The sequence below is a fragment of the Arthrobacter sp. 2MCAF14 genome, from assembly GCF_052115645.1.
Lineage (GTDB): Bacteria > Actinomycetota > Actinomycetes > Actinomycetales > Micrococcaceae > Arthrobacter.
On record NZ_JBFRHB010000002.1, the window covers coordinates 207,194 to 232,867 of the forward strand.

General features: G+C 61.1%; 28 protein-coding genes. 20 read left to right on the forward strand and 8 right to left on the reverse strand.

Going from position 1 to position 25,674, the window contains the following annotated elements; translation table 11 throughout:
* Positions 1 to 23: 23 nt before the first annotated feature.
* Both AB4074_RS02875 and AB4074_RS02880 read right to left on the reverse strand, forming a co-directional pair.
* Entirely contained in the window at positions 24 to 638 is a 615-nt protein-coding gene (locus AB4074_RS02875) for a hypothetical protein (protein WP_441411997.1), read from the reverse strand.
* Positions 639 to 1,613: 975 nt separating this feature from the next.
* A complete protein-coding gene (locus tag AB4074_RS02880) occupies positions 1,614 to 2,609 on the reverse strand; it encodes a tyrosine-type recombinase/integrase (RefSeq protein ID WP_441411998.1) in 996 nt (331 codons plus the stop codon).
* Between the two features lie 55 nt (positions 2,610 to 2,664).
* Between AB4074_RS02880 and AB4074_RS02885 the strand changes: the two genes are divergently transcribed.
* Positions 2,665 to 3,030, forward strand: a complete 366-nt coding sequence (locus tag AB4074_RS02885) for a hypothetical protein (protein WP_441411999.1) — start codon at positions 2,665 to 2,667, stop codon at positions 3,028 to 3,030.
* Here the strand turns inward: AB4074_RS02885 and AB4074_RS02890 are convergent.
* Complete coding sequence (locus tag AB4074_RS02890; RefSeq protein WP_441412000.1) at positions 3,027 to 5,645, reverse strand: hypothetical protein; 2,619 nt, start codon at positions 5,643 to 5,645, stop codon at positions 3,027 to 3,029. The two genes, AB4074_RS02885 and AB4074_RS02890, sit on opposite strands and share 4 nt — an antisense overlap.
* Before the next feature lie 787 nt (positions 5,646 to 6,432).
* Here AB4074_RS02890 and AB4074_RS02895 point away from each other — a divergent pair.
* The 10 genes from AB4074_RS02895 (at position 6,433) to AB4074_RS02940 (ending at position 11,205) form a co-directional block, all read left to right on the forward strand.
* Positions 6,433 to 6,783 carry a hypothetical protein gene (locus AB4074_RS02895; RefSeq protein WP_441412001.1) on the forward strand — a complete coding sequence of 117 codons (351 nt, stop codon included), beginning with the start codon at positions 6,433 to 6,435 and terminating at the stop codon, positions 6,781 to 6,783.
* Between the two features lie 43 nt (positions 6,784 to 6,826).
* Positions 6,827 to 7,120 carry a hypothetical protein gene (locus AB4074_RS02900; protein WP_441412002.1) on the forward strand — a complete coding sequence of 98 codons (294 nt, stop codon included), beginning with the start codon at positions 6,827 to 6,829 and terminating at the stop codon, positions 7,118 to 7,120.
* 74 nt (positions 7,121 to 7,194) lie between these two features.
* Entirely contained in the window at positions 7,195 to 7,557 is a 363-nt protein-coding gene (locus AB4074_RS02905; RefSeq protein WP_441412003.1) for a hypothetical protein, read from the forward strand.
* Between the two features lie 299 nt (positions 7,558 to 7,856).
* Positions 7,857 to 8,087: a hypothetical protein gene (locus AB4074_RS02910; protein ID WP_441412004.1), complete on the forward strand. Its 231-nt coding sequence runs from the start codon at positions 7,857 to 7,859 to the stop codon at positions 8,085 to 8,087.
* A complete protein-coding gene (locus AB4074_RS02915; RefSeq protein ID WP_441412005.1) occupies positions 8,084 to 8,437 on the forward strand; it encodes a hypothetical protein in 354 nt (117 codons plus the stop codon). The genes AB4074_RS02910 and AB4074_RS02915 overlap by 4 nt, the downstream gene beginning before the upstream one ends.
* 62 nt (positions 8,438 to 8,499) lie before the next feature.
* Complete coding sequence (locus tag AB4074_RS02920; protein ID WP_441412006.1) at positions 8,500 to 8,727, forward strand: hypothetical protein; 228 nt, start codon at positions 8,500 to 8,502, stop codon at positions 8,725 to 8,727.
* Positions 8,728 to 8,780: 53 nt separating this feature from the next.
* On the forward strand, positions 8,781 to 9,089 hold the full coding sequence (locus AB4074_RS02925; RefSeq protein WP_441412007.1) for a glutaredoxin family protein: 309 nt from the start codon (positions 8,781 to 8,783) through the stop codon (positions 9,087 to 9,089).
* 124 nt (positions 9,090 to 9,213) lie between these two features.
* Positions 9,214 to 9,813, forward strand: coding sequence for a signal peptidase I (locus AB4074_RS02930; protein WP_441412008.1), 600 nt, complete (start codon positions 9,214 to 9,216; stop codon positions 9,811 to 9,813).
* Between the two features lie 59 nt (positions 9,814 to 9,872).
* Complete coding sequence (locus AB4074_RS02935; RefSeq protein ID WP_441412009.1) at positions 9,873 to 10,601, forward strand: hypothetical protein; 729 nt, start codon at positions 9,873 to 9,875, stop codon at positions 10,599 to 10,601.
* Positions 10,602 to 10,605: 4 nt separating this feature from the next.
* The gene (locus AB4074_RS02940; protein ID WP_441412010.1) at positions 10,606 to 11,205 is read left to right on the forward strand and encodes a hypothetical protein; all 600 of its coding nucleotides are present in this window, start codon (positions 10,606 to 10,608) and stop codon (positions 11,203 to 11,205) included.
* On the opposite strand, the gene AB4074_RS02945 is transcribed toward AB4074_RS02940, so the two are convergent.
* The gene (locus tag AB4074_RS02945; RefSeq protein ID WP_441412140.1) at positions 11,202 to 11,675 is read right to left on the reverse strand and encodes an SHOCT domain-containing protein; all 474 of its coding nucleotides are present in this window, start codon (positions 11,673 to 11,675) and stop codon (positions 11,202 to 11,204) included. The two genes, AB4074_RS02940 and AB4074_RS02945, sit on opposite strands and share 4 nt — an antisense overlap.
* A gap of 1,018 nt (positions 11,676 to 12,693) precedes the next feature.
* Here AB4074_RS02945 and AB4074_RS02950 point away from each other — a divergent pair.
* Positions 12,694 to 13,233 (forward strand): hypothetical protein, encoded by a 540-nt coding sequence (locus tag AB4074_RS02950; RefSeq protein ID WP_441412011.1) that lies wholly within the window; start codon positions 12,694 to 12,696, stop codon positions 13,231 to 13,233.
* Between the two features lie 1,365 nt (positions 13,234 to 14,598).
* Here AB4074_RS02950 and AB4074_RS02955 read toward each other — a convergent pair.
* From AB4074_RS02955 to AB4074_RS02965, 3 genes are all read right to left on the reverse strand, one after another.
* The gene (locus AB4074_RS02955; RefSeq protein ID WP_441412012.1) at positions 14,599 to 15,021 is read right to left on the reverse strand and encodes a hypothetical protein; all 423 of its coding nucleotides are present in this window, start codon (positions 15,019 to 15,021) and stop codon (positions 14,599 to 14,601) included.
* Positions 15,018 to 15,401 carry a hypothetical protein gene (locus tag AB4074_RS02960; protein WP_441412013.1) on the reverse strand — a complete coding sequence of 128 codons (384 nt, stop codon included), beginning with the start codon at positions 15,399 to 15,401 and terminating at the stop codon, positions 15,018 to 15,020. The genes AB4074_RS02955 and AB4074_RS02960 overlap by 4 nt, the downstream gene beginning before the upstream one ends.
* An 889-nt stretch (positions 15,402 to 16,290) precedes the next feature.
* Positions 16,291 to 16,860: a hypothetical protein gene (locus tag AB4074_RS02965; protein ID WP_441412014.1), complete on the reverse strand. Its 570-nt coding sequence runs from the start codon at positions 16,858 to 16,860 to the stop codon at positions 16,291 to 16,293.
* Positions 16,861 to 17,210: 350 nt separating this feature from the next.
* Between AB4074_RS02965 and AB4074_RS02970 the strand changes: the two genes are divergently transcribed.
* From AB4074_RS02970 to AB4074_RS03005, 8 genes are all read left to right on the forward strand, one after another.
* Positions 17,211 to 18,872 (forward strand): cutinase family protein, encoded by a 1,662-nt coding sequence (locus AB4074_RS02970; RefSeq protein WP_441412015.1) that lies wholly within the window; start codon positions 17,211 to 17,213, stop codon positions 18,870 to 18,872.
* Positions 18,873 to 19,095: 223 nt separating this feature from the next.
* Complete coding sequence (locus AB4074_RS02975) at positions 19,096 to 19,452, forward strand: hypothetical protein (RefSeq protein ID WP_441412016.1); 357 nt, start codon at positions 19,096 to 19,098, stop codon at positions 19,450 to 19,452.
* Positions 19,453 to 19,492: 40 nt separating this feature from the next.
* Positions 19,493 to 19,693 (forward strand): hypothetical protein, encoded by a 201-nt coding sequence (locus tag AB4074_RS02980; protein WP_441412017.1) that lies wholly within the window; start codon positions 19,493 to 19,495, stop codon positions 19,691 to 19,693.
* Positions 19,694 to 19,772: 79 nt separating this feature from the next.
* Positions 19,773 to 19,997, forward strand: coding sequence for a hypothetical protein (locus AB4074_RS02985; protein WP_441412018.1), 225 nt, complete (start codon positions 19,773 to 19,775; stop codon positions 19,995 to 19,997).
* Positions 19,994 to 20,257 (forward strand): hypothetical protein, encoded by a 264-nt coding sequence (locus tag AB4074_RS02990; RefSeq protein ID WP_441412019.1) that lies wholly within the window; start codon positions 19,994 to 19,996, stop codon positions 20,255 to 20,257. Before AB4074_RS02985 ends, AB4074_RS02990 begins: the two co-directional genes overlap by 4 nt.
* A gap of 31 nt (positions 20,258 to 20,288) precedes the next feature.
* On the forward strand, positions 20,289 to 21,158 hold the full coding sequence (locus AB4074_RS02995) for a hypothetical protein (protein WP_441412020.1): 870 nt from the start codon (positions 20,289 to 20,291) through the stop codon (positions 21,156 to 21,158).
* A 77-nt stretch (positions 21,159 to 21,235) separates the two neighbouring features.
* The gene (locus AB4074_RS03000; protein WP_441412021.1) at positions 21,236 to 22,282 is read left to right on the forward strand and encodes a competence protein CoiA family protein; all 1,047 of its coding nucleotides are present in this window, start codon (positions 21,236 to 21,238) and stop codon (positions 22,280 to 22,282) included.
* A gap of 295 nt (positions 22,283 to 22,577) precedes the next feature.
* Entirely contained in the window at positions 22,578 to 22,946 is a 369-nt protein-coding gene (locus AB4074_RS03005) for a hypothetical protein (protein WP_441412022.1), read from the forward strand.
* Positions 22,947 to 23,177: 231 nt separating this feature from the next.
* On the opposite strand, the gene AB4074_RS03010 is transcribed toward AB4074_RS03005, so the two are convergent.
* Positions 23,178 to 25,340 carry a hypothetical protein gene (locus AB4074_RS03010; protein ID WP_441412023.1) on the reverse strand — a complete coding sequence of 721 codons (2,163 nt, stop codon included), beginning with the start codon at positions 25,338 to 25,340 and terminating at the stop codon, positions 23,178 to 23,180.
* Between the last annotated feature and the right edge of the window lie 334 nt (positions 25,341 to 25,674).

Here is a 25,674-nt window from a genome sequence, read left to right on the forward strand (position 1 = left end):
CCGCGCCTCTAAAGCAACCTCGCTCAGGCGGCCATGGCCGGCTGGAGGGGCAGCGGGACGGATGCGTCCTGTGACCCGGTCAGGTTCTGCAGGGCCTTTGACTGTGCTGCAACTAGGCTCTCGAAAGCTCCGGCGAAGTAGTTGTAGTCGAGGTCCATCTCCTGCGCTGCGTACGTGACGTCCTGGGCGGCCGGGTAGCGGTCCAGCAGGGACTCGGTCATCTGGAGGAGAGCGTCGAATTCGGCATCGGTGGTCAAGGCACCGTTCGGGTCTGACTCCGCCGCGAACTGGAGGACTCCCATGGCCTGGGTCTGCGGCAGCATCACGATGAGCGGCGTGTTCATGTTGATGACCACGTCCTCGTCGCCGTTCTTGGCGATCAGCGGGTAGGAGACCGCTTCAACGGCCGGGAGCAGCAGGCGGTGAGCATCGACGATGTAGTTGAAGGAGCCCTCCGTTTCCGGCGCGAACGGCTCCTGGGAATCCATCAGTTCCCAGAAGGCGGCCTGTGCTTCGGGGAAGCAGGCCAGGGCAGCGTCGGCGAGATCCTGCACGGGCTCCCAGATGGAGTCGGGGAGGTTATCCAGGGTGTTGAAGGAGCCAATGGCCTTCACTGCTTCTTCGAGGGAAAGGGTCATTAGGGTGATGGTCGCCTGCGTCATGTTTTGTTCTCATTCCGGTGTGTATTTCATGTCATCTTGGAACCGGTTGATTCCTGTAAACCTAATGAGTACGGCGGCGGAACTTGCTCTCACCGAAGAGGGTCTTTTGGGACCCAAAACAGTACAAAAAGTGATGAGGATCACTTAAAATCGGAGGGCCGATGACAAAACGGCGATCTGGCTCAGGCGCCGCGGGGGGCATGCATTTCGGCCCTCGGTTCAAGACCAAGGTTTGGAGAAAACATTGCCGCTGTCCGTTAGCGACAAGTTGATTCCGGGGCACCGCTTCGGCCGATGTGGCCGGCCAGACCCAGCAGCAGATCATCTGGGCGCAGGCCTCTGGAAGGCCGGTGGCCACTGAGGACGGCCTCCGTCGACCGGAATGGTGGTGTCAGCGGCGCAGGGCGCCCGTTCAGGTGCCACTCAGAGGCGGATCCGGCGCCTTGTTCCCTTATTCAGGGGTCCTGGTTCCCGGAAATACGCCAAAAAGGGAACAGAAAAGGGAACAGGCTTCTTGGGCCAAAATCCCCGCCGATAAAGGGAAGCAGGGGTGCCTATAGATAGACAGATATGTCTTGTTCCCTCGTGTTCCCCCTACTGGGTATAGCCCCCTCGTACAGCTTCACTCTCTCTTCACCACTTTCTCCCACACTCTTCTCTTACGAAGCCCCACCCCCTCCCCCAAGGGGGAACAGAGGGAACAAGCCCCAAACGGGCCCACATCCCTTTATCGGCGCGGAACTTCCTACGCCGGAAACCGGAACACGCCAGGAACAGGGGGAACAGGCCCCATTGGTCGATCCGGCACCTCCGACGCGGTGGCGATGCCTGGCGCTTCCCTGCGTTGACCGGTCACCGTCCAGATCCGTAACTGTGTCTACCGGCGGCCCTGGAAGGGGGCACAGAACAGCCCGGACCGCATGGCCCGGGCCCTCGTTCGTCTAGCACTTCCTAGACCCTTGCAGGGGCTCCTGACAGCGCGGTGAGGTGCAGTCCTTGGAAGTCATCTCCGGCAGCAGCTGTGAGCGTCCTGCGCCAGTTGGCCGGATCCACCGGACCCCCGGTCCTGGAGGGGAAGACCAGGCCCTGCCGGAGCGTGCCCAGGGCGGCACTGCGCCGGTAGAGCATGTGTGCTGCAGGCCCCGGCAGCTTGATCTTGCTGACCTCTGAAGGCGTGTAGCGCCGCACGTGCAGCCCGCGCTCCGTCGAGCGCTCAACGGTGCCCATTATGGTCCAGACAGGGATCATGCCCGTCAGGTCAAAGTCCTCCCATGAGGCGGCCAGCATTTCCGGGACCTTACCCACGCCGGTGGCCAGCAGCAGGATGACCTGGTCGTGCAGGTCCTTGCTGCGTTCCCCTCCGGCGGTCTCCTCCTCCTGCCAGACGCTGATTTGGGTCAGCAGGCGCTGGTACTCCACGCGGGTGATCGTGCGCCGGGCCGGTGTGGCCGAGACAAGGTGGCTGTCAGGGACCGGGGTGCGCGGCAGGGCTCCGGCCTTCACAGCCAGTTCGAACATCCCACGCAGGACCACACGGGAGACGCGGCCGGCCGCGCCGGGACGGTTGCCCAGGAAGGCTTCCAGCCTCTCGGGGGAGACGGCTTCGATCGGCAGTCCGCCCAGCTCCGGGGTGATGAAGCGCTTGACCTCGCGGCCGTAGGATTCCATCGATCCGGCAGAGAGGCCCCGCAGCGAAAACAGCCAGATGAGCCCCAGCTCGGCAACAGTGGTTGCGCGGGTGAGGCGGCTACCGACAACGTCGGCATTGTGCACATCGATCTTGGCGACCAGGGCTTTACGCGCGGCGTCCTCCGTGGGGCCGGAGGCCTTGATGCGGCGGCGTACCTCGTCGAGCCCGCGGGCATAGGCGGTAGCTTCCACGCGCCCCCCATGATGGGTGTATGCGATATTGCCGTGGGTTCCGGGCTTAAGTGTGGGACGGGCCATAGTGTTTGACACTACAACGGCGTGCCATATACCGGCAAATAGGTAAGCTTGGCGGATGGCGATGAGACAGATTGAGCAGCCGGACTGGGTGACGGCCCTGGCCGCGGAGACAGTGGCGGAACTCCTCGAGCATGTCTTGGTCCGGGCGGAGCAGGCCGAACAGACCGAAGCGGGCGCCCACGGGCTCCTGCCAGGTGCATTGGCGCCGGCGTTGATCATGGCGATCCAGGAGCAGCTGAAGCCGGAACTGGACCGTGCAGGGGCCGCGGCAGTGGAGATGTACACCGCGGCCCGGCGTTCGGAAGGCGTTGCCGCCGGGAAAGCCCAAGGAGAAGAACTAGGTCCACTCCTTGGGCTTTCACGGGTCGGTGTCTATCACAGCTTCGGAAGGCAACGGCCGAGGCCGAACCGCCGGGGTTAGGCGGCCTCGTCGTATTCCAGCTCCGCGTCAGAACCCCAGGCTCCCAGAGTGAGGAAGTAGGCGTCCAGGGTGCCCTTGGTGCCGTTGCGAACCTTGCGAGTGTAAGCGGAATCGCTGCCGGGAATGATGTAGGGCATCATGGCGACGTTGAGCGACTGGCGTGGCAGGCCGGTGATGGCCATGGCGACGGCCGGCAGGATGGCGATACCCTGGGTGCCGTCCTTGAGCGTCAGCGGCCAGCCCAGACGGGTCGAGCCACCGGTCAGGGTGACGGTCGGGTCGTCGATGTTGTAGCGGCCGGAGACGACGGCGGAGACCAGCTGGTCAACGACCGTGGAGTCGGTACCTTCGGCGCCGCCCAGGAACACGCGGTGGTGGTTGAGCATGACGCGGGCCACCATGGCCTTGGCTTCTTTCATGCGGCGGTCGACCTCATCGGGTTCGATTGCGTTGTAGTAGCAGGCGGCCGAGAGGAACTGGTGGTAGCCCACCAGGACGTTCGCTGCGACTTCGTAGCGGCGCGGGGCCTGGACTTCAGGCTCCATCTCGGCCAGCTCTTCCATGTAGTGCTCGTGCAGCCCATCCTTGTACTGCTGGAAGGCCTCCATCGAGCCGAAGGTGACGTTGATCATGACCGCGACGTTGCGGATGAAGGCGGCGTTGGCGCGGTGCAGGGTGCCGTTGGCGGAGAGCTCCTTGAGCTCGTTGACTCCGCCTCGACGGAAGGACGTGGGCCGGTCCATCGAGACCACCATGAGGCGTTCCATGTCGGACTCGGTACCCTTGCCCGTCGGGATGGCCGCCAGCTCGGCGGTGACCATGATGACGGGCTCAGCGGACTCCTTGACGCCGGCGACAATGTCACCGGATGCCTTGTCGACGCGTTCGCGGGCCTTGACGCCTTCGGAACCACCGATCATCCGGCGGGAGAGGGCGGAAAGCGCTGCATGCTGCTGCTGGGCGGCGCGGAACCCGCCGGCGGACTTGTCCCGGAAGTCATCCACGTACTTGACCGCGTGGTGCAGGCCACGGCCCATGCCGCCAACGGCGTTCACCGTGCCCTCGAAGGTATCCAGGTCAACACCGGGTGCCTGCAGGCTGCTGAGGCCGCGGAGAAGGCTGGTCTTGCCGCAGCCCGGCGTACCGGTGAAGATGATACCGCCGGTGCGGGTGCCGCCGCCGGTGGCGCGGCAGTGCATGCCGATGCCCATGACCCAGCCGGTGCCGTCGATCATCAGGTCGTCACCGACGCGGAGCACCTCGAGGATAGCGGCGGCGCACTCTTCCTCCGTGAGGGAGTGCGGGTCCTCGGCGTAGATCAGGCCGTCGGAGCGGCCGTCCGCGATGTTGCCGGTGAGGTCGTCCGTGGAGTCTTCCGGGCCGATCGCGAAGTTGCCGGTGACGTAGCGGGTCACCATGTCCTCACCTTCCTGGCGGGTGTACCAGCCGGAGCGCTTGATGGTGGTGAACACCGGAACCTCGGCGCCGGCGTGCCCGGAGCCTGCCCGGATCGCTTCGCCGATGTCCTCGCCCATACGGGGCTTCATGGTGATGGTTTCACCGAAGGCGCCGGGCAGCGTGGAGAGCCAGGTGCGCGGGGTGTTGAGGCTGTTGGAGCTGACGCGGTTGAGGCTGTAGATGGCACTGCCCTTGCGGATCTGCAGGTCAAAGCTGGACGAGGGCACGGCCCGCGGGTTCAGGTCGTCGATCTCGACACGGATGGCGACCGGGCGGACCGCGGCGTCCAGGAGGACGTCACCGATGTGCTCGACGCCCTGTTCGTCCAGGTAGAAGGTCGCGATGACTTCGTGATCCCACATGACCTTTGCGCCACCAGCGCTCTTGTTGGCCTTCTTCTCGGCAGGACGGCGGGGCATCGTCTTGCGGGCCCGCTTGGCCAGGTTGCGGACGGTGTCCAGCTTGCGGGCTGCGCTCATGGTCTTCAGGGAATTGCCCAGGTAGTCGCTGATCCCATTGGCGCCGCCCACGGGCAGCACGGCCAGCTTCGGCTCCAGGCCGATGACGCCGAGGTGGTTGAGCAGGCGCTCGGCGGCGTCGTACACTCCCGTCTTCTTGGCGACGTCGCCGTCCAGGAATGCGGTGAAGGCAGCGCCGGCGGGGACGATGTCGGCGTAGTCGGCGGAGTAGAGCCCGTCCTGCACGCCGCCCCAGCAGCCCGGGAGACCGAGGACCAGCATGTCCTGGAGGGCACCCGCAGCGTGGAGCAGGGAGATGACGGCCAGGAAGCCCTTGGTGCCCTCGACACCGGCGGCCTCCGTGGCAGTGCCGGCGGCGATCAGGCCGGTCTGCAGCGGGCTGACGAACGGGCCGTTCTGGATCCGGGCCGGGAAGACGTACTTCAGCGCCTTGCCGTCGTCGCCCTTGTGGGTCGGTGCGTCCGGACGGTACTGCGGAACCGTGGTGCCGTCCAGCAGGAAGTGCGTGAAGACGATGCCGACGCCGTCCCAGGCCCACTGCAGCTCAGTCGGCAGTTCCATACGGGCCTGAACCGAGTAGGCCTGGTGGGCGGTGGCCACATCCTCGGAGATGCCTTCGCCGGCCAGGTAGGTCAGGTGGTCAGCGGTGAGGGTCGTGGAGAGGAGAGTTGCAGTCATGTTGCGCAGAGCCTTTCGAAGCGTCGAGTGCCGGGTTGCGGTGTTTTGTTCTCCGGCACCCCTCGGTGCGGCTTCGTCTAAGTAAGGGCTCAAGGCCTGCAGAACTGAAGTTAGTGGAACATGTTTGTCACTGCAACTCGCCTCCCTGCGCCGCCGACGAGCCGTAAACGGGGCTTCATGGCAGCCACTGTTCCCTTTTTGGGGTCGTGGTTCCCCCCGAATCGTCAAAAGGGGAACAGGAAGGGGAACAAGGGGAGACCGTCAAAAACCCCGCCAATACAGGGAAGCAGGGTCGGCGGCGGCTCGAAGGATGTGCTTGTTCCCCTCTGTTCCCCCTGTTTGGCGTACCCCCTCGCGCGGAATTCACTCTCTGCGGCGCAAGCTCCCGCTCCCTTCCACTGTGCTTCCAGTCACCGTGCCTGGAAGGGAAGGTTGAAAAAGTCCCGGCCGGGCCTACATCCCTGTATTGGCGGGATTTTTGTCCGGCTCTGACAGACGGAGCGGGCACGGAATCAGGGAACAAAACCCGCCATTTGTACTGTTACATAATCGTTATAAAGTCAGTGGCGGTATGGAGGGCCAAAAGGGCGCGATAGTGCCACTTATCTATTAATGTGGAACTATGAACAAACAAGTGCATACAGGGCAGGGGCACTGACCGCAGCCGGGGAGCCGGAGGACCAGTGGGTCTCTGAACCTCATGTGTGCGGCAAAAACACGATCGCTCTCCACGCCCTGCCCCTCCGGCCTTACCCGCAACACAGCTCAACTCTCACGAAGGAAGATCATGACCGCAACACCAGAAGCCGTCCGCGAGGTTGTCCGCGGCGCATACGAGGCTCTCTTCCCTATGGACGTGTGGGCTGAGGAGTACGAGGACGGCAGGGAGAGCTGCAGTGCGGCCGACGATTTTCTGGACGCTGTCGCCACCAAGGTCACGCCGGGGATTGTCGATGGCCTCATTGCCCTGGGCGTGCCCTGCAGTTCCGGGTCGGGCACGGTTGCCGGCTACGTCGGGCCTCGCAGTGACTGCGTTCCCGTCATGGCCACCTACAGCTATGAAGAGCCGCCCCGCAGCCCCGCGGACATGATCGAGGACTGGGTCACCCTGGCCGTCAAGTACCTGGCCGACAAGTAGACACTGACCCCTCACTGATGCACGACCGCCGAAGGAGGCTCCCGTGAACACCGAACGAGAGCTCGAGGCTCTCAGGGATGACCGCCGCCGGCGCGGCGCAGCCCGCTACAACACCGTCCGGTACGCCCAGGGACTGACCGGTGCCTGGGAAGTTGTGGGCCCTGTTGCCCTGATGCAGCTCGGGCCCGTGAAGGTCACCAGAAAGAACCGGTCGACCGTCGTCCGTCACGTCCACTGCCTGGGTGGGACCTTCCAGCGCAACGGTCTGGACTTCATCCGCGGCTATCTAACACCCCTGTCACAGAAAACGACGCCCGTCGGGTCGTACGACGCATAGAAACCACACCGGCACCGCAAAATGCGGCGTTCGACCACAGTGCCCGCAAGGGTGCCGACCAGAAAGATAGTGCCATGACCGAAACCCTCACCAAGCCCGCCGTCCAGCGCCTCCCAGCCGCCAACCCCAAGCCGTGGGAAACCTGTTCTGGGCAGGACTTCGAGACCTGCCCGACGAAAATCCCCCACATCTTCATTTTCCACCACGAGGGTGTCCTGTACGCCGGCCCCGCATGCGGTACCGCGCGCCTCGCCCCCATCGTGGCCGGCCACCTAGCCCTGGCCGGGGTGCACATCGCAAACCCCGTCAGCAAAGACCCGCGGTGGGCCCCGATCGACGGCTGCGTCCTGCTGGACTCCGAGCAGATCGAACTGGCCATCGCTACCCTGCATGAGGCGGGGGCCGACGTCACCCTGGCACTGAGTGTGGCGGCGTGAGTCTTAGGGCCTCACGCCCTAGGCTGTACCGGTCGCCAGTTGCAGTGGCGGAACGCTGGCCTGCGTTCCGGGCGGCGGGTGATGCTTCAGGGCACCCGCCGCCTGACCCTGCCCTTCGGCCTCTCTTTCGCGCTACGCGGGACAGGCTCCCTCACCTCGTGAATCAGGCCGGGTTCTCTCCCGTAAAGTGAGACAGTAGTGTTGCACTTTACGATTAGCGCCCTTAAACTGAGGGGGTAGTAAAAACCGTTCTCGGAGCCTTTGAAGCCCCACGGACCGTCCACCAGAAAGAGGCTCCAATGCCCCGATCCACCCCGCTGTCACCGCTCGTCTACCTTGACGCCCGGATGGCAGAGCTGGCCGCCATGAACCCTCCGAAGAAGCCCGCGCCGGCACCTGTCAAGCACGTCCCGTCCGGGAGGATCATGCTTTCGCCGATGGCCTACCTCGACGCCCGCATCGCAGAACTGCGCGCCGATGACCTGGCATTGCGGGCAGCCATTGCCGACCGTGAATTGAGCCGGGCATGAGCACCGCAACCCTTGAACAGAACGAAGCCATCGTCAAGATGCGTAAGAACAAGCAGGAAACCTGGGTGGTCTTCGGACCGTCCTCCCTAGTCGTCGAAGGCCAGGTGACCGTGACCCTGAAGAGTGGCGCAACGACCGTCAAGACCGTCACCGGGGTCGGCAACGTCTACGATGCGGGCGGGGAGGAGCACCGCTACGGCTATCTCGAGCCGCAGGTTTCCGCACCTGCCACGTCTCGTGCGTCCGCAGCTGCCGTCCCGGCCGGCGCCCACGATTTCATGCCGGATGACTTCACTCCGGACGAAGCCTTGCCGGCTGACCTTGATGACGAGATTGCCTGGGAGGACTAGGCACCTTTTCTTGACCCCTAGTGCAACAATTCTGCGTCACTAATTAGCGCGAAAGGACTCTCATGACCGAAACACTGGCTCCGCCGGCCGGCATGCTGACAGTCGTCCCACTGGCCTACTCGCCGAAGTCCGTCGCGCGGCGGATGGGATGCAGTGAGCGGGAGGTCCTCCGGCTGGCCGCAGAAGACGGGGTGCCGCTCTTCGTGGTGGATGGAGAGATCCGCATTGCGCGGGCTTGGCTCACCGGCTTCGAATGGCCGGATTTCCCCGACGAGATCGCCCACGCCTGATTTTTACAACCCCGCTCCACACTCCCTATGCGCCACTGAAAGAAGGAACCCCCATGTCCGCAGCCCTCATCGAAGCCCCCGTCTCCGACTTCACTCTCGAGGTCTACTCGAAGCCCGCCTGCGTCCAGTGCGACGCCACGAAGCGCAAGCTCGCCCAGAAGAACACCGCCTACAAGCTTTTGGACGCCACCATCACCGCCAACCGCGAAATGGGCCTGGCCCTGGGCGTCATGTCTGCACCCCTGGTCATCGTCCGCAACGCCGACGGTTCCATCGCCGACTTCTGGGGCGGCAACAATCCGCCAAAACTCGTCGAATGGGACGCGAAGCTGGACCGTCAGCAGGCCGTAGCTGCCGCGTAGCCCGATAATGCCGGGACTGACTTTCCCGGCATTATGCTGACAGGGGAAATGTAAGGCTTCCGTTTCATTTTACGTAGATTGCTAACTAGACTTGCAAGAGTAAACAGACCTAAGAAGGGGTGCCATGAGTGCAGCTCAATCGAGTGCCGTGCCGTTCAATTACGGCAGCCGCAGGGACTCCTCCGCGGCCGCTGGCGCTCTTCGTCTGCTGTGCAAAATCATTGGCATTAGTGCAACAGTTCTGATGATCTTGATTGTTGTTGCCCCATTGCTGCACATCGGATTCTCCCCTGTGCTGACCGGAAGCATGCGCCCGGCGTTTGCCCCCGGTGACCTCCTGATCACCGCCCCCGCGGACGTGGCCAGCCTGCGCCCCGGCCAGATTGCAGTCTTCACCCCTCCGGGCGAGAGCGTTCCGTTTGCTCACCGCATCATGGCCATTGCCGGCACTCCACAGCAGCCCATCCTGTCCACCAAGGGTGACGCCAACCCCGCCCAGGATACCTGGCATACCACGGTGAGCGCGGGTCATGCCACCGTCGTGGTCACGTCGATCCCGTCGCTAGGAACCGCCCTGCTCTGGATCCAGCAGCCCATCCAGCGGGCCGTGCTGATCGGCCTCGTTGGACTGATGGCGACCGGCGCCGTTGCCGCTTGGTTCATCCGAAACCGGCGCCGTGCCGTGCAGCGCGCCACAGATTTTATGCCCCTGTCCGCCCACTAATGAGTACGGCACCACCGCTCCATCCCATTCCGCTCCAACAAATCCCGTAAGGACTCATCATGTCAATCCTCTCCCGCCGTACCGCCCGTCGTTCCGCTGCCGGCGCTACCGCTCTCTCCGCCTCGGGCCCGGCTCTCTCGGCCCCGGCCGGCGCTGCCGCACTCTCGGCCCCGGTCATGTGGGCCGTCGGCGCTGTCGCTGTGGTCGGACTGGTCGCCACCGGCACGGGCGTCTACGCCGCCCTGAACGCGCAGGCCAGCAACGGCTCCCCCCAGACCGTCAGCTCCGGAGTCATGTTCCTGACGATGGCCAATAGCGGTGTCGGGTTCAGCCAGGCGATCTCCAACCTCGCCCCCGGCGACATCGCCAACCGCTACGTCACCCTGAACAGTCTCGGGAACCTGGACGCCAAGAACCTGACCTTGGCCGCCTCGGATTCCACCCCTTCGCTACTCACCACCAGCGCCACCAAGGGCCTGCAGGTCACCGTCTCCCAGTGCACTGTCCCGTGGACGACGACCACCGGAGCCTGCAGTGGAACCACGACCCCGCTGGGGGTCGCGGGCACGCCGCTCAGCACCATCACCAGCGCAACTCCCGAAGCCCTGGGCGCGAGCACGCTCTCGGCGGGCTCCAGCCTGAACCTGAAGGTCTCAGTGACCCTGCCGGACCAGACCGAGACCACGACGAACGGGACGCCCCCGATGAACACGATCCAGGGCCAGTCCTCGTCGCTGACCTGGACCTTCGGCGAAACCCAGCGCACCGCCACCACCACGAACAACTAGCCCTGTGAACCCGCGCCGGTACGGTAGCAAGGTTGCGGTCGCTTCGGCGGTCGCAGTCTTGCTGCTGTGGTCATCCGCTCCCGCCGAGGCAGCGTTCTTGGCGGGAGCCTCCGCGGCTCCCCAGGCCGTGGGCAGTGGGACCTGGGGAGCTGTCGCCACGCTGAACCCCGCGGCACCGTATGGCGCCGGCCCGTTGAACCTCACGTTCGCCAACAGCGGCAGCGACGCCTCTCCGGTGTACCCGATCGTGTATTTCAACACCGCCAATACCGGCACCCTGCCTATTACCCAGGCCGGATACACAGGCGCTGCTTCAGCCCCGTCCAACGTTCAGTTCACCATCGAGTCCTGCTCGACGACCTGGGATGAAGCAGGGAATCTGTGCACGGGCGGGACAGTGTCCCAGGTTCTGACAGTGGCAGGCGGGTCGAGCGGATCGGCAGCCTCAGGCACGGTTCCTGCCAGTCCCGGGGCGGCCATCCGGCTTAGGGCACGGGCACTGACCGCCGGTAGCATCCCGGCCGGTACGCCCTACCTGGCCCTGGCCGTGGGGGTCAGTGTGGACCGGACGCAGGTCCGGGCCGCAACGGTCACCAACGGCTAGCCTGCAGCAAGAAGAACAAGAAGCCCGCTAACCGGCCAACCGGCCGGCGGGCTTCTTGTGTGCATAGTGCAGGCTCTTGATAGGCCGGGCCACGTCCATGGTGGTGAGCATCCCGTATTCGGCGTCGATGGCCTTCCAGCCATTCTCGGTCGCCTTGATAGTCCGGGGGAGCTGAGGGCAGGTGGTGCCTGAGTAGCTCCAGACCTTGTCGTTTTTCGTCTCTGACTCAAAAGGCGTTCGAGGAGTTCAGCTTTCTTGGCTTCGAATTCTTCCGACGTGACCACCCCGGAATCGCGGAGCTCGGCGAGTTGGGCAAGCTGGTCCGTCCAACACCTGGACCAGCAAGACGCTCTCCGGTACCTTCCTCTGTCCGGCTTATCACAGCTAGCTTTCCACGAAATGAGCCTAAACGGATTACGGCTGTGAAATCTGCGCGCGGAGTATTGACGTTGTCCCTTCCTGACCGCGATGCTGTCCTAAGCCGCGCTGGGCGGCAATTGAAAGGGGGACTATGCATCGTCTGCGAATGCTCGCTACCGCTGGTGTGATTGCGACGGGGCTTGTTGTCGGGGCAGGTGTAAGCGGGGCTGATGCGGCTGGCGCGACAACGGTCACGGGCCGAGTTAGCTGTATCAACAGCACGGTGGAGGGAGTCTGGATTCAGGCACAATCGAGCGCGTCCGGTTGGGCGAGCTGGAGCATGCCGATTCACCTGGGCGGCCTCAGTGAGGCCGACTTCCGTTTCACCCTCAATAGGGGTGGGCAATACCAGGTCCACGTAGGGTGTGGCGGATCAACTCGCCAGTGGAAAGTCGATGCCAAGTCCGGGTGGGTCTCCGGCGCTGGGCACCATTTCACTTGCAATGACATCGGGAACTTCTGGGAGCTGGCCGGAAACTGGGTCCTCAAGAGGGAGTTCGGATTCAAAGTCGACCTGACCCGGGGCGTTTCGTACGGAGCTTGCAAGGGGTAGATGCACGGAAGGGAGCGTGCGGGAGCGATCCCGCCCGCTCTTTTCGTAGGGTGGGATCGCGATCAACTGATCACCTCGCGATACGCCCGGCGCCGACATAAGTGGGTCTTAGTGCCATAGCGACCACAGGTCAACGACCGCCCTGAGCGACCTGCCATGCGGATGCCTTCATACGAGGCTTACTGTCGATGTTCCCCACTCGTCCTCTCCAGTCATCGGGGAACCTATCGTAGGCCGACCAGGGTGCTCGCAGGCCAGCACTCCGAAGGGCTCAGGGATGATGTCCACACTTGATCCACAGGTGGTTCCGCCGAACCCGAGGCAATTGTGGAAAACCTGTGAGTCCTTATCCACAAAAACTTGCCCGCGTGTCGGCCGTATCTGCGTAGTCCGCCAAAGGGCGGTTCAACTGCGCAACAGCTTTTGAGCGGCACAGCCCTGCCGCCTCGCTGCTCGCTTGCCCGGGTACTTTCTCAAGGGTCCCGGAAAGAGGTCTTCCAGGACTAAGGTAGGCAATGATGTTTAGACTCGTGGGTTTCCTGTTGTGGCCTTTGTTTTGGCTGATGGGCAAGTTGGTCTGGTATTCAGTGATTGCATTGGCCAAACTCATGTACCTGTTCCTCAAGTTCGCCCAATGGGCTCTTGTTGCTCTATTTGTCGGGGTGCCCCTCGCAATAGCCAAAGGCGCCGCTGAACAAAGAAGAGCAAGGCCACATCCAGAGCCCTCGCATAGCAGCCCGAGCCGGCCAAACGCGCCGACACCAGGATCCGTCAAACCAGTGTCACCAGCGAGGAACATCGCCCCGCCGAAACCATCAGAAGAGCCCATTGATGTCGATGTCCTGGTGCGGCAAAACAGGCGACGCGATCGTTTACAGGCAGATCGCGAGTGGTATCGCATGTGGGATGAGGCATTGACTCCTGCTGAGCAGGCGGAGAAGCGGACGCTTCAGTTGGAGCATCAGAAAGGCGGTCCGACGTCGAACCGCAGCTTCGGACTTTTCCCCGGGGATTACATCCCGGAGGAACTCAAACTGCAGAAAAACCGGGCCTGACCGGACCTTGTCCGCCACTGGTGCCGGACCGGCTGCGGCGTTGACGGCTTGCCGAGTCCGGCCTGGTGCACGCAATGAAAGCCGAGATGGTTTTGACCCAGCTTCGTGCGGGGCCGTGGCGACAATTGTGGTGAACCCAACCGGGCTGCTCGTCATTCAGACATCGGAAGCCAGCGTCCGGCGCGCTTTCAAACTCTGCACTGAACTATGCCTACTGATCCGAAGAGAGAACTGCCATAATGTCAGAGTAAGTTCTGATTCGGCGACAATCTGTCCACCAAAATGCCTATTTTATGCTCAACTTGACACAATCTCCATTATTTGAAAGTAGGACGTGGGGGAGCGCTGCTTTCTTACCTAGATGCAAAGGATTTTCGGGGCCGTGCGTGCAAGAATTCTTTGCATGCCCATCACTTGGTCAGACGCTGCCTTTGGGAAGCGATAAGGCAAAGCAACTCTCACAAGGGCGGTTCACCATCAACTCGGCAGGCCTGGCACGCTTTGTGTCGCCATCGAAGTGAGTCCCATCGTGCTTGCGAAAAGCAAAAGTATGTTCAGCAAGCCGGTGACCGCGTAGACCCACTTCTGCTTCGGAGTAGAAGTGTCGGACGGCCAACCGACAACGATAATAATCGCGCCGACCACTACCGCAACCCCCAGAACGATCCAGACGTTATGTGATGCTTTATCGGAAAATACTCCGAAACTATTCACTAGGGCCGCACATACCGCGGCAGCAGTGGGGAAGGTCAGGGAGTCCGCCGAAATGAACACTCGACCTGTCGAGCTTGGAGGGCTTGTAGGATCTGCACCACCCTGGGCTGGTACTGTTTGGTTTCCTGACATTGCGATCACCTGCGCCAGGAACGCGGTTTGGATGTGTACCGAACGGAATTACCCGGGTCCATCAGTCGTCTTTTCGTAACCACTTTGCCCCACATCCCTAGCCAGATCGGCGTCCCGGGGCGGCCCTGATTACCGCTACATCCGCAATCGCGTCACGGGTGTACGCTCGGCCCAGGCCACCGGACGCTCCAAGGATTAGTCCAATTCTCGGAGATATTGCACGAACATTTTGCTCCCGATGCAACGGACTGTCAACGAAACGAAAGTCGTTCCCGTCGAAGCGCGGGTTGGAGCCCATGTGCCTGGCGACCTCCCAAGTAGTCGGGCAATCGAGGTCCAGTTGTCTGAGTGACTCGACGAAGGCAGCGGCCTCCTCGGGATCACTTGCAGGATCCACGCCCAAAGCCAGGCGCCAACCGATCTTCCACTCAGGACAGCTACAGGAGCACTGGGCCATGGGACCGTCCCGCAAGCAGGAGTAACCCTGGGGTTGCGGGGCGGTTCAGGGCGCTTTCGGATTCATCCCGAGGATGCCATTGCACTAATGACGTCATAAAGAAGGAAGCCCACCTGAATAAGTGGCTCCTTGAGTCTCCACGTAGGGGCCCAGGCCTGGAAGGGGTAGAGCGCGACGGCACGGCCTGCCAGTGGTTGTCCTGGGTTGAGAATTTCGTTCCACCCATCCGTGCGGTCACTGCCGCCGAAAACGGTCCCGTTGACTCCGAACGAGTGGAGGGTTGATTTGGCCAGAACGGTGCCAGCAGCATCCGTCGCAACTACAACGACTCCGCCTGTGTATCCACCAAACCATGTGCCGCTTTGGGTGCGGGTTACGGCCGTCAGGCTGTTGTTGTCCCACAATTGGGCGGAGGTCCACATATGGTGATTAGCGCCCAAGTCCTTATAGACGTTCCCTGCGGTTCCGGCGATCAGCTTGCTCATTGCATGCTCCTAATCACTGATTCGGGGAGCCAAGTCACCTTGGAGGGGTCGAATCCGTTTCCTGTGAGCAGGGTTTGCGGGTTGTCAACGATGACGAGTCGTCCGTCCTGAACGATAAATACATCATTTTCGCTTTCGATGATCCCACCTTCTGGCAATTCTGGCGTCGGTACTTCGGACGGAATTGCGTCTGATAGCTCACTGGCTTCCAGCTCATCATCGTCGAGTATGACCAGATCTGCTGGCGAAAGCCCAATTGCATGCATTGTCCAAAGATCCGGTATCCACCGTCGCTTACCATCTTCGAGAACGTAGATCTGATGAGATGTACGACCAGTTACAAGACTTCTGTTTTGTGGCACGCTTGTACTCTCCGACATCAGTTTTTCTCCTGACCGAATAGACTTTTTCCTGATTGAGTTGAACAGAAAGTCAACTCAAGATGCGACAACCAGCCGCAATAGCGGCGTTGCCGTCGCCGGCGTCCAACTAGCCCTATGCACGCTTAATTGCTTAGGGTAATGTGCGCGATTGTAGTGGCGGGTCTAATGTAGTCAATTTAAAGGAACGCGGCACTAGCTTTGAAATGAATGGCCAGTTCCTAGCGCATTGAATCTCCCTAACAAGATGCTCCGACGGTGTGGGAATGTCAAGAGCAACTTCAAATCAGGCAGCCCTCGTTGCCAACAGTACGGAGTAGGATGCCGATTCGTTTCGTGCCAATGACTCTGCGGTCGTTAAGCTCCGGGGTGCTCGCTGGACAGTGGGGCCGGAGGCCACTTCGATGAACGGCAAGAGAATATTCACAACGGCAGGGTAGAACCCTTCAACTTTCAAGACACGGATCCCGTTTCAGCACGAACCAGCCGAGCCGCTGCCTGCCCTGCTTAAGCCGGGATCAAGCCTTCATGCAATGTTGAGTTGCTCGTCTGTGGTCGTTGGCCATTTCCCGGCCCGTCTGACTTCGTTGGCAAACGACTCGATGAGCGGCTCGAGATCCTATACCTGCGGCTACCGCGCGACGATGCCACTGCATGTCGACTTCATTGTCGGCATCCATTACCGCGTCGGGCCAGGAGATTGGCATGGACCCCGCACCGCATACGTCCGCACCTTCTTGCCTTCCGTGACCGTGCTGAAAAGATTTTGGTGGACGCGTGTCGGCGGCGAGCCCCGCTAAGCCGCGCGGGGTCTCATCGGCAGCGGGTTCGGTACCTGCGGCGAGAGACGACCGATCGACAAATTGGTGCTGCTCCCGCCGAATCCTTCTTAGACGCAGTCGTCGCAGACCCCGGTTGCCGGCAACTGGATCCCGTGCACGACGCACACCGGTTTTGGCCTTGGGGCATCCTTCTTTACCGGGTTGATCCGCGCCTCGTATGTTGGGGTCAGTTGTGCCACCGCATCGGCCGGCACCTCCGGGCAGTAGGCCCGGTAACAGGTCAAACGCTCGGCCGCCGCGGCCCGTTCACGTTCGAGCTCGGTCCCAGGCAGTACACGACCGGCGGCGCGCAGCACCTCGTCAAAACCGGATCCGACCATGCCGTCGGTCGCATGGACGACCAGTGAGGACAGCGCCGGCAAATCGCGGTCAAGGCAAATCCGGATCACCCGATTCAACAGCCTCGCGCTCAGATTCTGGACAAGCATCCGAGTGTGAATTCCCGTCGCGTCGAAGAGGCGGGAGGCAAGATCCTTGTACGTGATGCAGGCACCATACGTCCGTGCCACCTCTTCGAGCACCGGCACCGAAGCCTCGGCCCATTCTTCGATGGCTTGCGGGAAGTGGATTTCTACGTCGCGGTGCGGTTCACGCCACGTGCCCGGCAAGATGGCCATAGTCCTGCTTTCGAGGTCGATGAATGGTGACTTTGAGAATCCTATCCGCCGTACTGGGTCCTCCTTCGGATTCTTCGATTCGAAATAGTTAGGCATCCGTACAGGTGCTGGCAACGCACAACCGCAAGTAGCAGCCACTCGTTTGGTGAAAGATAAGTTTGCCTATGCTTGCCGCGGGGCGGGGATGCCAACGACGATTGGCCCCATTGTTCAGTAACTAGCGATGTCAGGGTTCGAACCCGAATGCGCGAACCGCTATTCAGGGGGCGCAAAGCACACATCACGGCTGACCCATGGACGCGGAGACCCGAATAGATCCCCGGTGCAGCCCGATCGCCGAAGGTACCGCCATGCAACATGAAACGTCGAAGAGATTTATGTCCGGGTCGAATCACCATCAGGTGCGAAGGCGGAAATCGAGGTCCACCCTACGCCTGATCGCCACCTGGATCTCAGCCGTGTTGTTTGGAAGCACACTGGTTCTCGTCAACGTGTCCGCTGCCTCCGCCGACGGGGCACCAGTGTGCAAGGACGTGAACCTGATCGGGCTTGCCGGAAGCGGAGAGCTCGACCAGCCAGGCAGTGTGTATGCCGGTTACGACTCGCTCGGCAAAGAATCGACCAGCCTGTACAAGTACATGGCGGGCACCTTCTCGGACACTGGAACAACTATCAGCGCGCACGGAATTCCATATAAGCCGGTGTCGATTTCGGCTCTCCAAAATATTGTGTCGACCAAGACGAGTGTTTTTGGCTCCAAGGTTGCGCAGGCTCTGGGTGTCAGGGACGCCTTAAACACATACACAAACAGTGTCGATCTCGGCGTAAGCCTTACCGTCCTTTACATTGACAGCTTCATCCAGAGCGGATGCCAAGGCAAGTTGGTGCTTAGCGGGTACTCCCAAGGGGCTGACGTGCTAATGCGCGTCTACGGAAAATTAGACCATGCAGTACAGAAAAGGGTCTCTGCCGTAGTGCTCTTTGGCGATCCATATTTCGGACCACAGGGCTCGTTTGATCGAGGGTCGTTCGTGGAGGAACCAACGGGCATCGGGGTCGCACCTTACGCGGTTCGCAAATATGTCGTTCCATATCTCGGCCCCAGTGCCGGACTGCTCGCGCTTCCCAACAATTTTCTCAGCGCCGATCTTGCGGCCAAGACGCGAAGCTTTTGTTTGGATGGAGATCCGGTCTGCAACGCCACACCAAAGACACTCGACCAAGATCTGAATAACTGCATTGCAGCGGTTCAAGGCAAGGCGGTTGACTGTCCCCATTTCGACTACAACGGTTCCACTGAGGTGGCGGCAGCCTTTGTCTATGACAAAATCTGGCCAGCCTCCCGGACCAACATTCCGAATTGGGCCGGCGTCTCAGGCAAGCCGAAAGCCATCGGGACTTCGCCGGTAACTCACGCGGAAACCAGCTTCGACATCCCGTTCTTGACGTGCGACTCGAAGCCGTCGCAGGTGTCGTACTGGACGGGAATGGACACTGTGAGCGCATTCGGGGCAACGAAGGCAGGTGTCATCGGAGACTGCAAGAACGGCCTCGCTTCGTGGAGCGCATTCTTCCAAACTCCAGCCGTGAGCGCGCAACCGATACCCGGGCTGGGTGTACTGCGTGGAGGAGATCATGTTCGGATTCAGGTCGACTACAAGCCGAATATTGCCCCTGATGCTTTCACCACGGACATCATCGTTTACCCTGTTGGCGCCCCAGGTCAGGAGGTCGTAAAGACCTTCTACTCCAACACCGGGGCCAATCTACGCTCGCGGGTCGACTGCATCTTGGAAAAGAACGCAGCGAAGCCAGGAGAGTCCATCGCGGACTTCCCCTACTTCTCGTTGGCGTCGACATGCCTGGGCGGAACTGACACTGTCAGAGTTGGGCTTCCCTCAGTGGGTGCAGCCTACACTCTCAGCAATATCATTTCGAAGGGCAAGCTCCTGACTGAGGCGACTCGTCTCGATCCAGGTCTTCTCCTATTCTGGTGGGCCGCCGGAAAGTAGATGAACGGATGTCCGACTTGGGGGAGCTCTCACGATGCGCGCGACCAGTGACTCTCCCAGCTGGCGTCCGTCTCGGAAGCTCCAGCAGAAAACACCCCGTCGAGCTGTTTGGAAAACGGGTAGGAGTACCCGTCCCTTTCCGAGGTGGCCACCCGGTTCGCCTCCATCCGGCTCCCCATCTGACGGCTTACGATCGAGTAACCGGACGACAGGGGAATGACGTATGAGCGGGAAACAGGATGGAAAGCCGACTGAGCAGGAACTTCAGGCCATGGCGGATATGGGTATGACCGAAGTGGAGCCGGGCAGATGGATGTCTGGCTGGCAGGGCAGGGGCCCCGGCATGCAAGAGTGGCTGGACGACCTTGGAAGTGAAGGCGAAGAGCAACTGGATCTTCTCATTCGCGCCGGCCGAGTACAGAACGAGTTCGACCTGGAGCAGAGTGGAGCCTCCGGCGCGGTCAACGTTCAGCGAATCGAATCGGGACCTCTCGCCAATACCCCGCCTCCGGAGCAGGATGCACACGGACCTGTCCTGACTGCCTTCGTTGCCGTGCGAAAGGATTTCCAGGGCATTTGAAGCACTCGACGGTGAGGCCCTCGAGGACGCCTTCGACGAGATGTCCGAGAAGTACGAGACCATGCCGCCCTGGGATGCGCTGGCATCAGCACTCCGGTCCTTGGGCATCAAATGCAAGACCATCAACCTGAATGCCATGACAGCCGGGGTCGATAGGCCCGATCCCATGGATTACCCGGGTTTCCGTGCAGCCGTAGTGCACATTGACGGGGCCATCCGGCGCTGGATCGACCCAGCCTGACCACAGATGCGGTGACATCGGCCGGCAGCTCCGCGCACATGGGGCGGGACAAGCACATCCCGCCCCACCAGGAGACATCATGCCCTGCGCCTACAAGCTGCCCAACGCTTCAGCGACCATCACCGAGATCGAAGACGCCCAGGAGATCCTGAGCGACCTCCAGTCCCGCGCCCGCGAACTCGCCGCCGGCATCGGCTCCGGCGTGACCGCACGCTTCCGCCGCGGCTTCGGCAATGACACCAGCCAGGTCATCCTTGGCCTGCAGCACGACGCAAGATCACCGCCGAGGGCTGGGTGTTCGTGAAGACCCGCGATGCCGTCGAACCGGTCCGCGGAGCGAAGGGCGACGCCGCACGTGAAGCCCTGGCAGCACTACCAGCTACTCCTACAACGCCGACAGCTTCCGCACGCCCGCCACGGGCACCGCTCTGCGCGTCCGGTGAAGGAACCCCAATCGGGCGCTGGGTGCGGGAGGGTCCGTTGGACCACCACCATACGGGCGCGGAGGAGCCGGGCTGGATGGCCGGGATCTCCATCGTCGCCCGGGGCCTAGGTAGGCTCTGATAGCCTTGCGGCGTCCTTCCAGACGTCTGATATGGCACGCCTCGATGCGGCAGATGCGCCGCTGACATATGCTCGGCTTGTGAAATTCGAAGCGAAAATAGTCGGTCTTGAACATGCCGTGACAACTGGCCGGTACGCAGTCTGGCACTTTGACGAGCTGGAGCTTCGGAGCTTCCTGCTTACAAGTGCGAAAGGTATGAGCGCCTGGTTTACCTCAAAGGAGGAGGAGGCCGAGATTGAGGCGCGCAGGTCCATCGCCCCCGATACGTACCAAGGTCCTGAAGCTTACGACCACTTCATGGACGAGACGGGCATCTTCTGGGAGCAGTACTGGCAGCAACTGTCGTCGGCTGTGATCAAAGATGCCTTCACACTCTTCGAAGTGTTCCTCGAGGAGTCAGCACATGAGTTGCTTCGTCGGTACGGGTCCGGGCTGAAGAAGCTCTCCACTGAGGGGACGTGGAGGCTCGAGGAGTGCAACCAGTTCTATGAGGATTATCTCGGCGTCACCATCACCACGCCGGCGATTAAGAATGCCCAGTGGATCCGGAACAAGCTTTCGCATCTGCGGAATTCGTTCCGAACGGCGGAGGGGAAGAACGACTTTGCCGAGAAGATCGCAGCCCTGGGGATCCGTGGAAAAGAGCAGATGGGGGAGGACGAGTTGGGTCTTCCTAATCAGGAGCACGACGCGAGTTCTCTTATGACAGGGTCTCTCGTGCTCACTCCTCTAGAGTCGTGGCGCATCCTGGACCTCATCAGGAGAAACGTCGAGGAACTGACAATCGTGCTGCATAGCATTCAGTACGGTGTCAACACGACCCCCGCACTCGAGAATCTGCGCGTGGGCAAGACGGTTCGAAACAGCGATGACAAGCTTCTGTCCATCCCGGTGCCGTAGTTCGCCACGACCGGCAGCGATGCCGACTGAAGGGCGTGGCATTCCGATCCAATTAGATGGTGCGGTGGGCTAACGATATGTCTACCATGAGGCGTCATGACACCATCTATGCCGTCGTGGGAAGCCCGGAAGCTCGCGATGTAGTGACCGCCCCGGCAGAGAAGTACGCCGCGAGGCGCATGCGGTCCGAAGCCCAAGAATCCCGTACGTCGTTCTTCTGCTCCATAGCGGTGGGCGGATGCGGTAGCAAACTGAAGCTCGCCGCGGGGGACATGCGCATCCCCTACTTCAGCCACGCGCCTCAGGCGGTCTGCGACTTGAGTGACGCTACCGCAAGGGACGGGTACACCCACCTGGCGATTCAGGAAGAACTGAAACGATGGATCGAAGGGACCACTTCACTCCGTTGCGATCTAGAGGTGGCCACGTCCGACAGGAAGGGGCGCAGCGATCTAGTGGTCCGGGACGCGGAGGACACCCATCGTCTCGGTTTGGAGATCCAGCTATCGCCGCTCACGCACGCGGAGATGCAACGGCGCTCGAACATCTACCTCAAGTGCATGAACCACGTTCAATGGCTTTACGGACACGAGGAAATTCAGGCGTGCCGGAGCCAGGTTGAACGGGGCGGGTATGCATTCCGTGTCCGTATCGACATGGAGACCAAAGAATGCGACCTGGGCTACTTCGGGTTCCACGGAGGCGGTTCACTCCAAACCGCCTGGCGTCCACTGAGGGACTGGATCGTGCGCCGGAACGGGCTGTACTCGCCAAGCATCAAAAGCGTCCTCGAGGAAGCGAAGGCCAAGGCTGAGATTGAGCACGCCTCCAAACCCAAACCGCCGCCAGAGACGTACCAATCCATCTACACCGGGCTGTCTGAGGAGTATGGGAGCGTCCTGACTGCGGAGTATGCAGCGGTGCGTGAGCGGGTGATCGCCGCAATTTACCGGAGTGCGCGAAAAGGCCAACTGGACGAATCCACAGCCGTAGAACTCCTCGTCTGGTTGAGAGACCTCACGAAGCACTCAGCCTGGTGGCGGCGACAGTTGCTGGGTCCAGGCAGAAAAGGGCCTGAAATCGTGATCCGAGTGCTGGAGGTTTACCGTAGTCAGAAGCAATGACACTCGTAGATCTTAACAACCTTAGTGATCTCGGCGGCGGGAGTGATTGTGCTTGGTGCTCATCACGCGTGCATCCCTGCGCTGGCCCCATTCAACCATGGCTCGTAATTGCCGGAAGAGCCAACGGGTCTTTCTGGTACTGCGAATTCCACTAGCCAATGGTGGTTAGGATAATAACCAAATTTGGTTAGAATGATGGTACAATCGATTTATTAACTCCACCGGAATTGTCAATAAAAAACTCATCGCCGCCGTCGCGAAGGCGTGGGAAGCGATTTGTAAATTGCATCCGGACGTGCAGCCCGTCGTACTCTCAGTTACCGCTACGGGGCCTGATGGGCACAAATTCGCCCACTACCGGACGTCCGAGCCGCCGGAGTTGTGGATCGGACCGGCTTTCGCCAAGGCCGGCGCCGCGAAGCAGCTCGCCGTCCTGCTCCATGAGGCAGCGCACTCAGTGGCAACAACGCGAGGCATAAGCGACACCTCCGACCGGGGGCGGCACCACAACAGCTCATTCCACCGCATTGCCGGCGAGCACGGTCTTTACCTGGATGCGGATCGAAAGGCCGCCCATGGCGCTGCCACGTTGGCTCCCGCCACGCACAAAAACTGGGGGAGCATCATTAAGGCACTGGAGGCTGCATCGCCGGCCCTGGGCTAAGCCTGCCCACGAGAGGGCGTCCCATGCCGCGAGCAGGCGGTGGCCCATTTCTTCCGGGCAACGAAATCCATCACGGCCCCGGTAAGTCAACCGGCTGCTGCGGCGAGCATCATCCAGCGACCACCGTCCTGACGGCATGCAGGCCGGCGGTTTCGGCAGTGTCAACGACAGGACCCGTCATGAAAGACGCCTGTACCCCCGCTTTGGGAAGCCCGAGGCTAGCAGAGTCCGTTAGCCCCCGTTGGAGAGGACGCAGGTTGGACGCAGGTCCGTGCGGTCTAAGACGATGAGATCGATGCCGGATGCCTCACACTTTTCTACCGCTTCAGCTTTCGCGGTTTCCGGAATGTCATCCGGCGCGGCCATGACGTAGATGTCGGCTCCCACCGCAGCCGCAAGGTGGATGTCGTTATCTATTTGCTTGGTATTGAAATCCTTCCCACTCATCTTCGCCTCACCGGAAAGGAACCGACCCGCGTACACGCCGAGGATGTCGGCTTCCATTTCTGTACCATCCTTGAACTTGAGGTCTACCCCGGGCAAGAACCAGGACCTTGGTTCCCGCTGGGTTAGTTCCGCGATGGCGAGGAGATGTGGAAGAACGCCTTGATCGCTTGCCGTGTCCACGAAGCCATCGAGCCTATAGAAAATCGACCGATCATACGTCTTACTGTTGCTGCTGGTGTACTTCTGCTCGTCGCGGCACGCCGGGCATTTGGCGGGGCCCCTTGACGAATCGCCGGCTAGTGGGACGAAGCTGGAGGTGCGGCATCGGCTGCACTTAATCTCAAAGCCGCGTTCCGCCCACGACACTGCGCATAGGTCCTCCAGAACATCTGCCGCCAACCACGCTTCATTGTTTGGCAGGTCGAGGGCAGTCTTGTATCTTCTCTTCCCCTGACCGGCCCAGGCATGGGCGAACTCTTCAACTTCAGGGGTTATCTCACCATTCTTGGTTAGCCTCTTGAGATCTTTAAGGAACTGGGTGGATCGTGGCGAGATGAGCTCCCGGATCGTCTCGAATATGCCTGGCTTCAGTAGCGACTCGGCGCCGCGCATCTGTTGCAGTCCGTCCGCTAGGCTCCCCTTATCGGATAGCTTGTAGGACACCGTGACGTCTTGCAGAAGCACGTGCAAGGATTCGGGCAGGCTCGGGACATGAATCTGAAGGCGGTAGTCCTGCTGCGCAAAGACGCCCAACTGAAGGCTGTCTTTATGCCACGTCGCCCCCTTCGCGATAAGCGAGGCGACATTCTTATGACGCGGTAGCCCCTCGAAGGGTGCACCGTTTAGCCTCAGCAGCGCGTTCCCGCCCCCTCTGAACACCACGGGGGAGCTGAACTGGACAGTAGTGGTGTCTTTGAATATGTGGACGTCGACCTCCATATCCGTCCCATAAACGCGTTGAAAATTAACAAACTGGCTGACATCGTTCCAGATCGTATATGTGTACGGATGGTGACGCTGCTCGTCCGGAATGGGGTAGCCGCCGCCAGGTTGAACTTTGTCGCTCCCATTAGGCTGCAAATGCAGGACGTCGGCGATCTGAAGCATCTCTGCTTCACTCGCCGTACGGCTGGTGAGAACGACGTCCGGGGAGAATTGGTCGGGACGGGCAAGATACGCGGCCAATTGCCTGTCGAATTCCAGCCAATGTTGGACCTCTCCAACGGGCAACAGCACCATCGGAACGCTGCTGGCATCCCGGACCGGGCGAAGGGCACGAACATTCCAGAACTCCCAACAGTCTTGGAGATCATCGTCTTTGGTGATCCACAGTACGGCAGGATAATTCAATGGGATCTGAGAACCGTACGTTTCACCGAACGAGGTCGTGGTCTGGTTCAACCAAGTGGCCTCACCCAGCTGTGACCTACCGAAATAATCCGGGCGGCTTGAGCTGCGTATTGGGAAAAGCTGGTCCTGCATCCCAGTGATGTAGTCGGTGGGCAAGGTGCCAGCGGCGGTTACCATCCACAGGTCTGCGTCTGCGTCTGCGTCAGCCACGACGTAAGAACTCCCCTGAACTGGAGTCGTACCAACACCGGCAGGGTTACATGTCCAGATAAGAGGATCCGCCCAGCGAGCCTGGTCAAGCGGGACCCAAGGTAACCCCAGTTCCTCAGACGCCGTTTCTGCCTCGGCGACGGAAAGGTCCACGTTGACCAGCCCATCAACACCTGCCAGATCCAGCATCCTTCGCGTCGCCTCGTCAATATGTCCATCCCCCGATACGGGGACTATCGGTTCCGTCATGCCGGCCCAGCGAGTACTTGCTTCCTGCACTGCCCGCCTAAAACCATCCCTGCTGTTTTCTTGAACCAAGTACGCCGCCCGCGCCGGAACAATGGTGGCCAGCAGCGTGGATTGCCCTCGGTATTCGATCTCAGCCATGAACTAAAGTGTGCCATCACCCTCTGTGGAGGCGCTTCACAAAGTCCACCGCCGGCGGGGGCTGCGCCAGGAAGCTCGGGACCGGGGCGGCCAATCACGAGACTCACCGCTGACTCTTTGCTTGGGAGAATCTCCCGGGCGACGTCAGTCCGGACGACTCAAGATCAGAAGTGCGATCGGTCCGGTTGGTCGCCCCGGGCCGAAATTGTTCTCATTCAGGTCGCACCAGGAAGCACAGCGATGGGGGCCTGCGCTTGGGTTCAGAAAGCTGGCCTGCCGGCTTCTCGGTTCTGGGATGTCGTCCTAGCTTTGGGCTGCACGGATAAGCAAGGAG

Excerpts from the sequence above, each read along its gene's own strand:
- AB4074_RS02875 (WP_441411997.1), bottom strand. The coding sequence starts at position 638 with ATGACCCTTTCCCTCGAAGAAGCAGTGAAGGCCATTGGCTCCTTCAAC.
- AB4074_RS02880 (WP_441411998.1), bottom strand. The coding sequence starts at position 2,609 with ATGGCCCGTCCCACACTTAAGCCCGGAACCCACGGCAATATCGCATAC.
- AB4074_RS02885 (WP_441411999.1), top strand. The coding sequence starts at position 2,665 with ATGGCGATGAGACAGATTGAGCAGCCGGACTGGGTGACGGCCCTGGCC.
- AB4074_RS02890 (WP_441412000.1), bottom strand. The coding sequence starts at position 5,645 with ATGACTGCAACTCTCCTCTCCACGACCCTCACCGCTGACCACCTGACC.
- AB4074_RS02895 (WP_441412001.1), top strand. The coding sequence starts at position 6,433 with ATGACCGCAACACCAGAAGCCGTCCGCGAGGTTGTCCGCGGCGCATAC.
- AB4074_RS02905 (WP_441412003.1), top strand. The coding sequence starts at position 7,195 with ATGACCGAAACCCTCACCAAGCCCGCCGTCCAGCGCCTCCCAGCCGCC.
- AB4074_RS02910 (WP_441412004.1), top strand. The coding sequence starts at position 7,857 with ATGCCCCGATCCACCCCGCTGTCACCGCTCGTCTACCTTGACGCCCGG.
- AB4074_RS02915 (WP_441412005.1), top strand. The coding sequence starts at position 8,084 with ATGAGCACCGCAACCCTTGAACAGAACGAAGCCATCGTCAAGATGCGT.
- AB4074_RS02920 (WP_441412006.1), top strand. The coding sequence starts at position 8,500 with ATGACCGAAACACTGGCTCCGCCGGCCGGCATGCTGACAGTCGTCCCA.
- AB4074_RS02925 (WP_441412007.1), top strand. The coding sequence starts at position 8,781 with ATGTCCGCAGCCCTCATCGAAGCCCCCGTCTCCGACTTCACTCTCGAG.
- AB4074_RS02930 (WP_441412008.1), top strand. The coding sequence starts at position 9,214 with ATGAGTGCAGCTCAATCGAGTGCCGTGCCGTTCAATTACGGCAGCCGC.
- AB4074_RS02935 (WP_441412009.1), top strand. The coding sequence starts at position 9,873 with ATGTCAATCCTCTCCCGCCGTACCGCCCGTCGTTCCGCTGCCGGCGCT.
- AB4074_RS02950 (WP_441412011.1), top strand. The coding sequence starts at position 12,694 with ATGATGTTTAGACTCGTGGGTTTCCTGTTGTGGCCTTTGTTTTGGCTG.
- AB4074_RS02955 (WP_441412012.1), bottom strand. The coding sequence starts at position 15,021 with ATGAGCAAGCTGATCGCCGGAACCGCAGGGAACGTCTATAAGGACTTG.
- AB4074_RS02960 (WP_441412013.1), bottom strand. The coding sequence starts at position 15,401 with ATGTCGGAGAGTACAAGCGTGCCACAAAACAGAAGTCTTGTAACTGGT.
- AB4074_RS02965 (WP_441412014.1), bottom strand. The coding sequence starts at position 16,860 with ATGGCCATCTTGCCGGGCACGTGGCGTGAACCGCACCGCGACGTAGAA.
- AB4074_RS02970 (WP_441412015.1), top strand. The coding sequence starts at position 17,211 with ATGCAACATGAAACGTCGAAGAGATTTATGTCCGGGTCGAATCACCAT.
- AB4074_RS02975 (WP_441412016.1), top strand. The coding sequence starts at position 19,096 with ATGAGCGGGAAACAGGATGGAAAGCCGACTGAGCAGGAACTTCAGGCC.
- AB4074_RS02980 (WP_441412017.1), top strand. The coding sequence starts at position 19,493 with ATGTCCGAGAAGTACGAGACCATGCCGCCCTGGGATGCGCTGGCATCA.
- AB4074_RS02985 (WP_441412018.1), top strand. The coding sequence starts at position 19,773 with ATGCCCTGCGCCTACAAGCTGCCCAACGCTTCAGCGACCATCACCGAG.
- AB4074_RS02995 (WP_441412020.1), top strand. The coding sequence starts at position 20,289 with ATGGCACGCCTCGATGCGGCAGATGCGCCGCTGACATATGCTCGGCTT.
- AB4074_RS03000 (WP_441412021.1), top strand. The coding sequence starts at position 21,236 with ATGTCTACCATGAGGCGTCATGACACCATCTATGCCGTCGTGGGAAGC.
- AB4074_RS03010 (WP_441412023.1), bottom strand. The coding sequence starts at position 25,340 with ATGGCTGAGATCGAATACCGAGGGCAATCCACGCTGCTGGCCACCATT.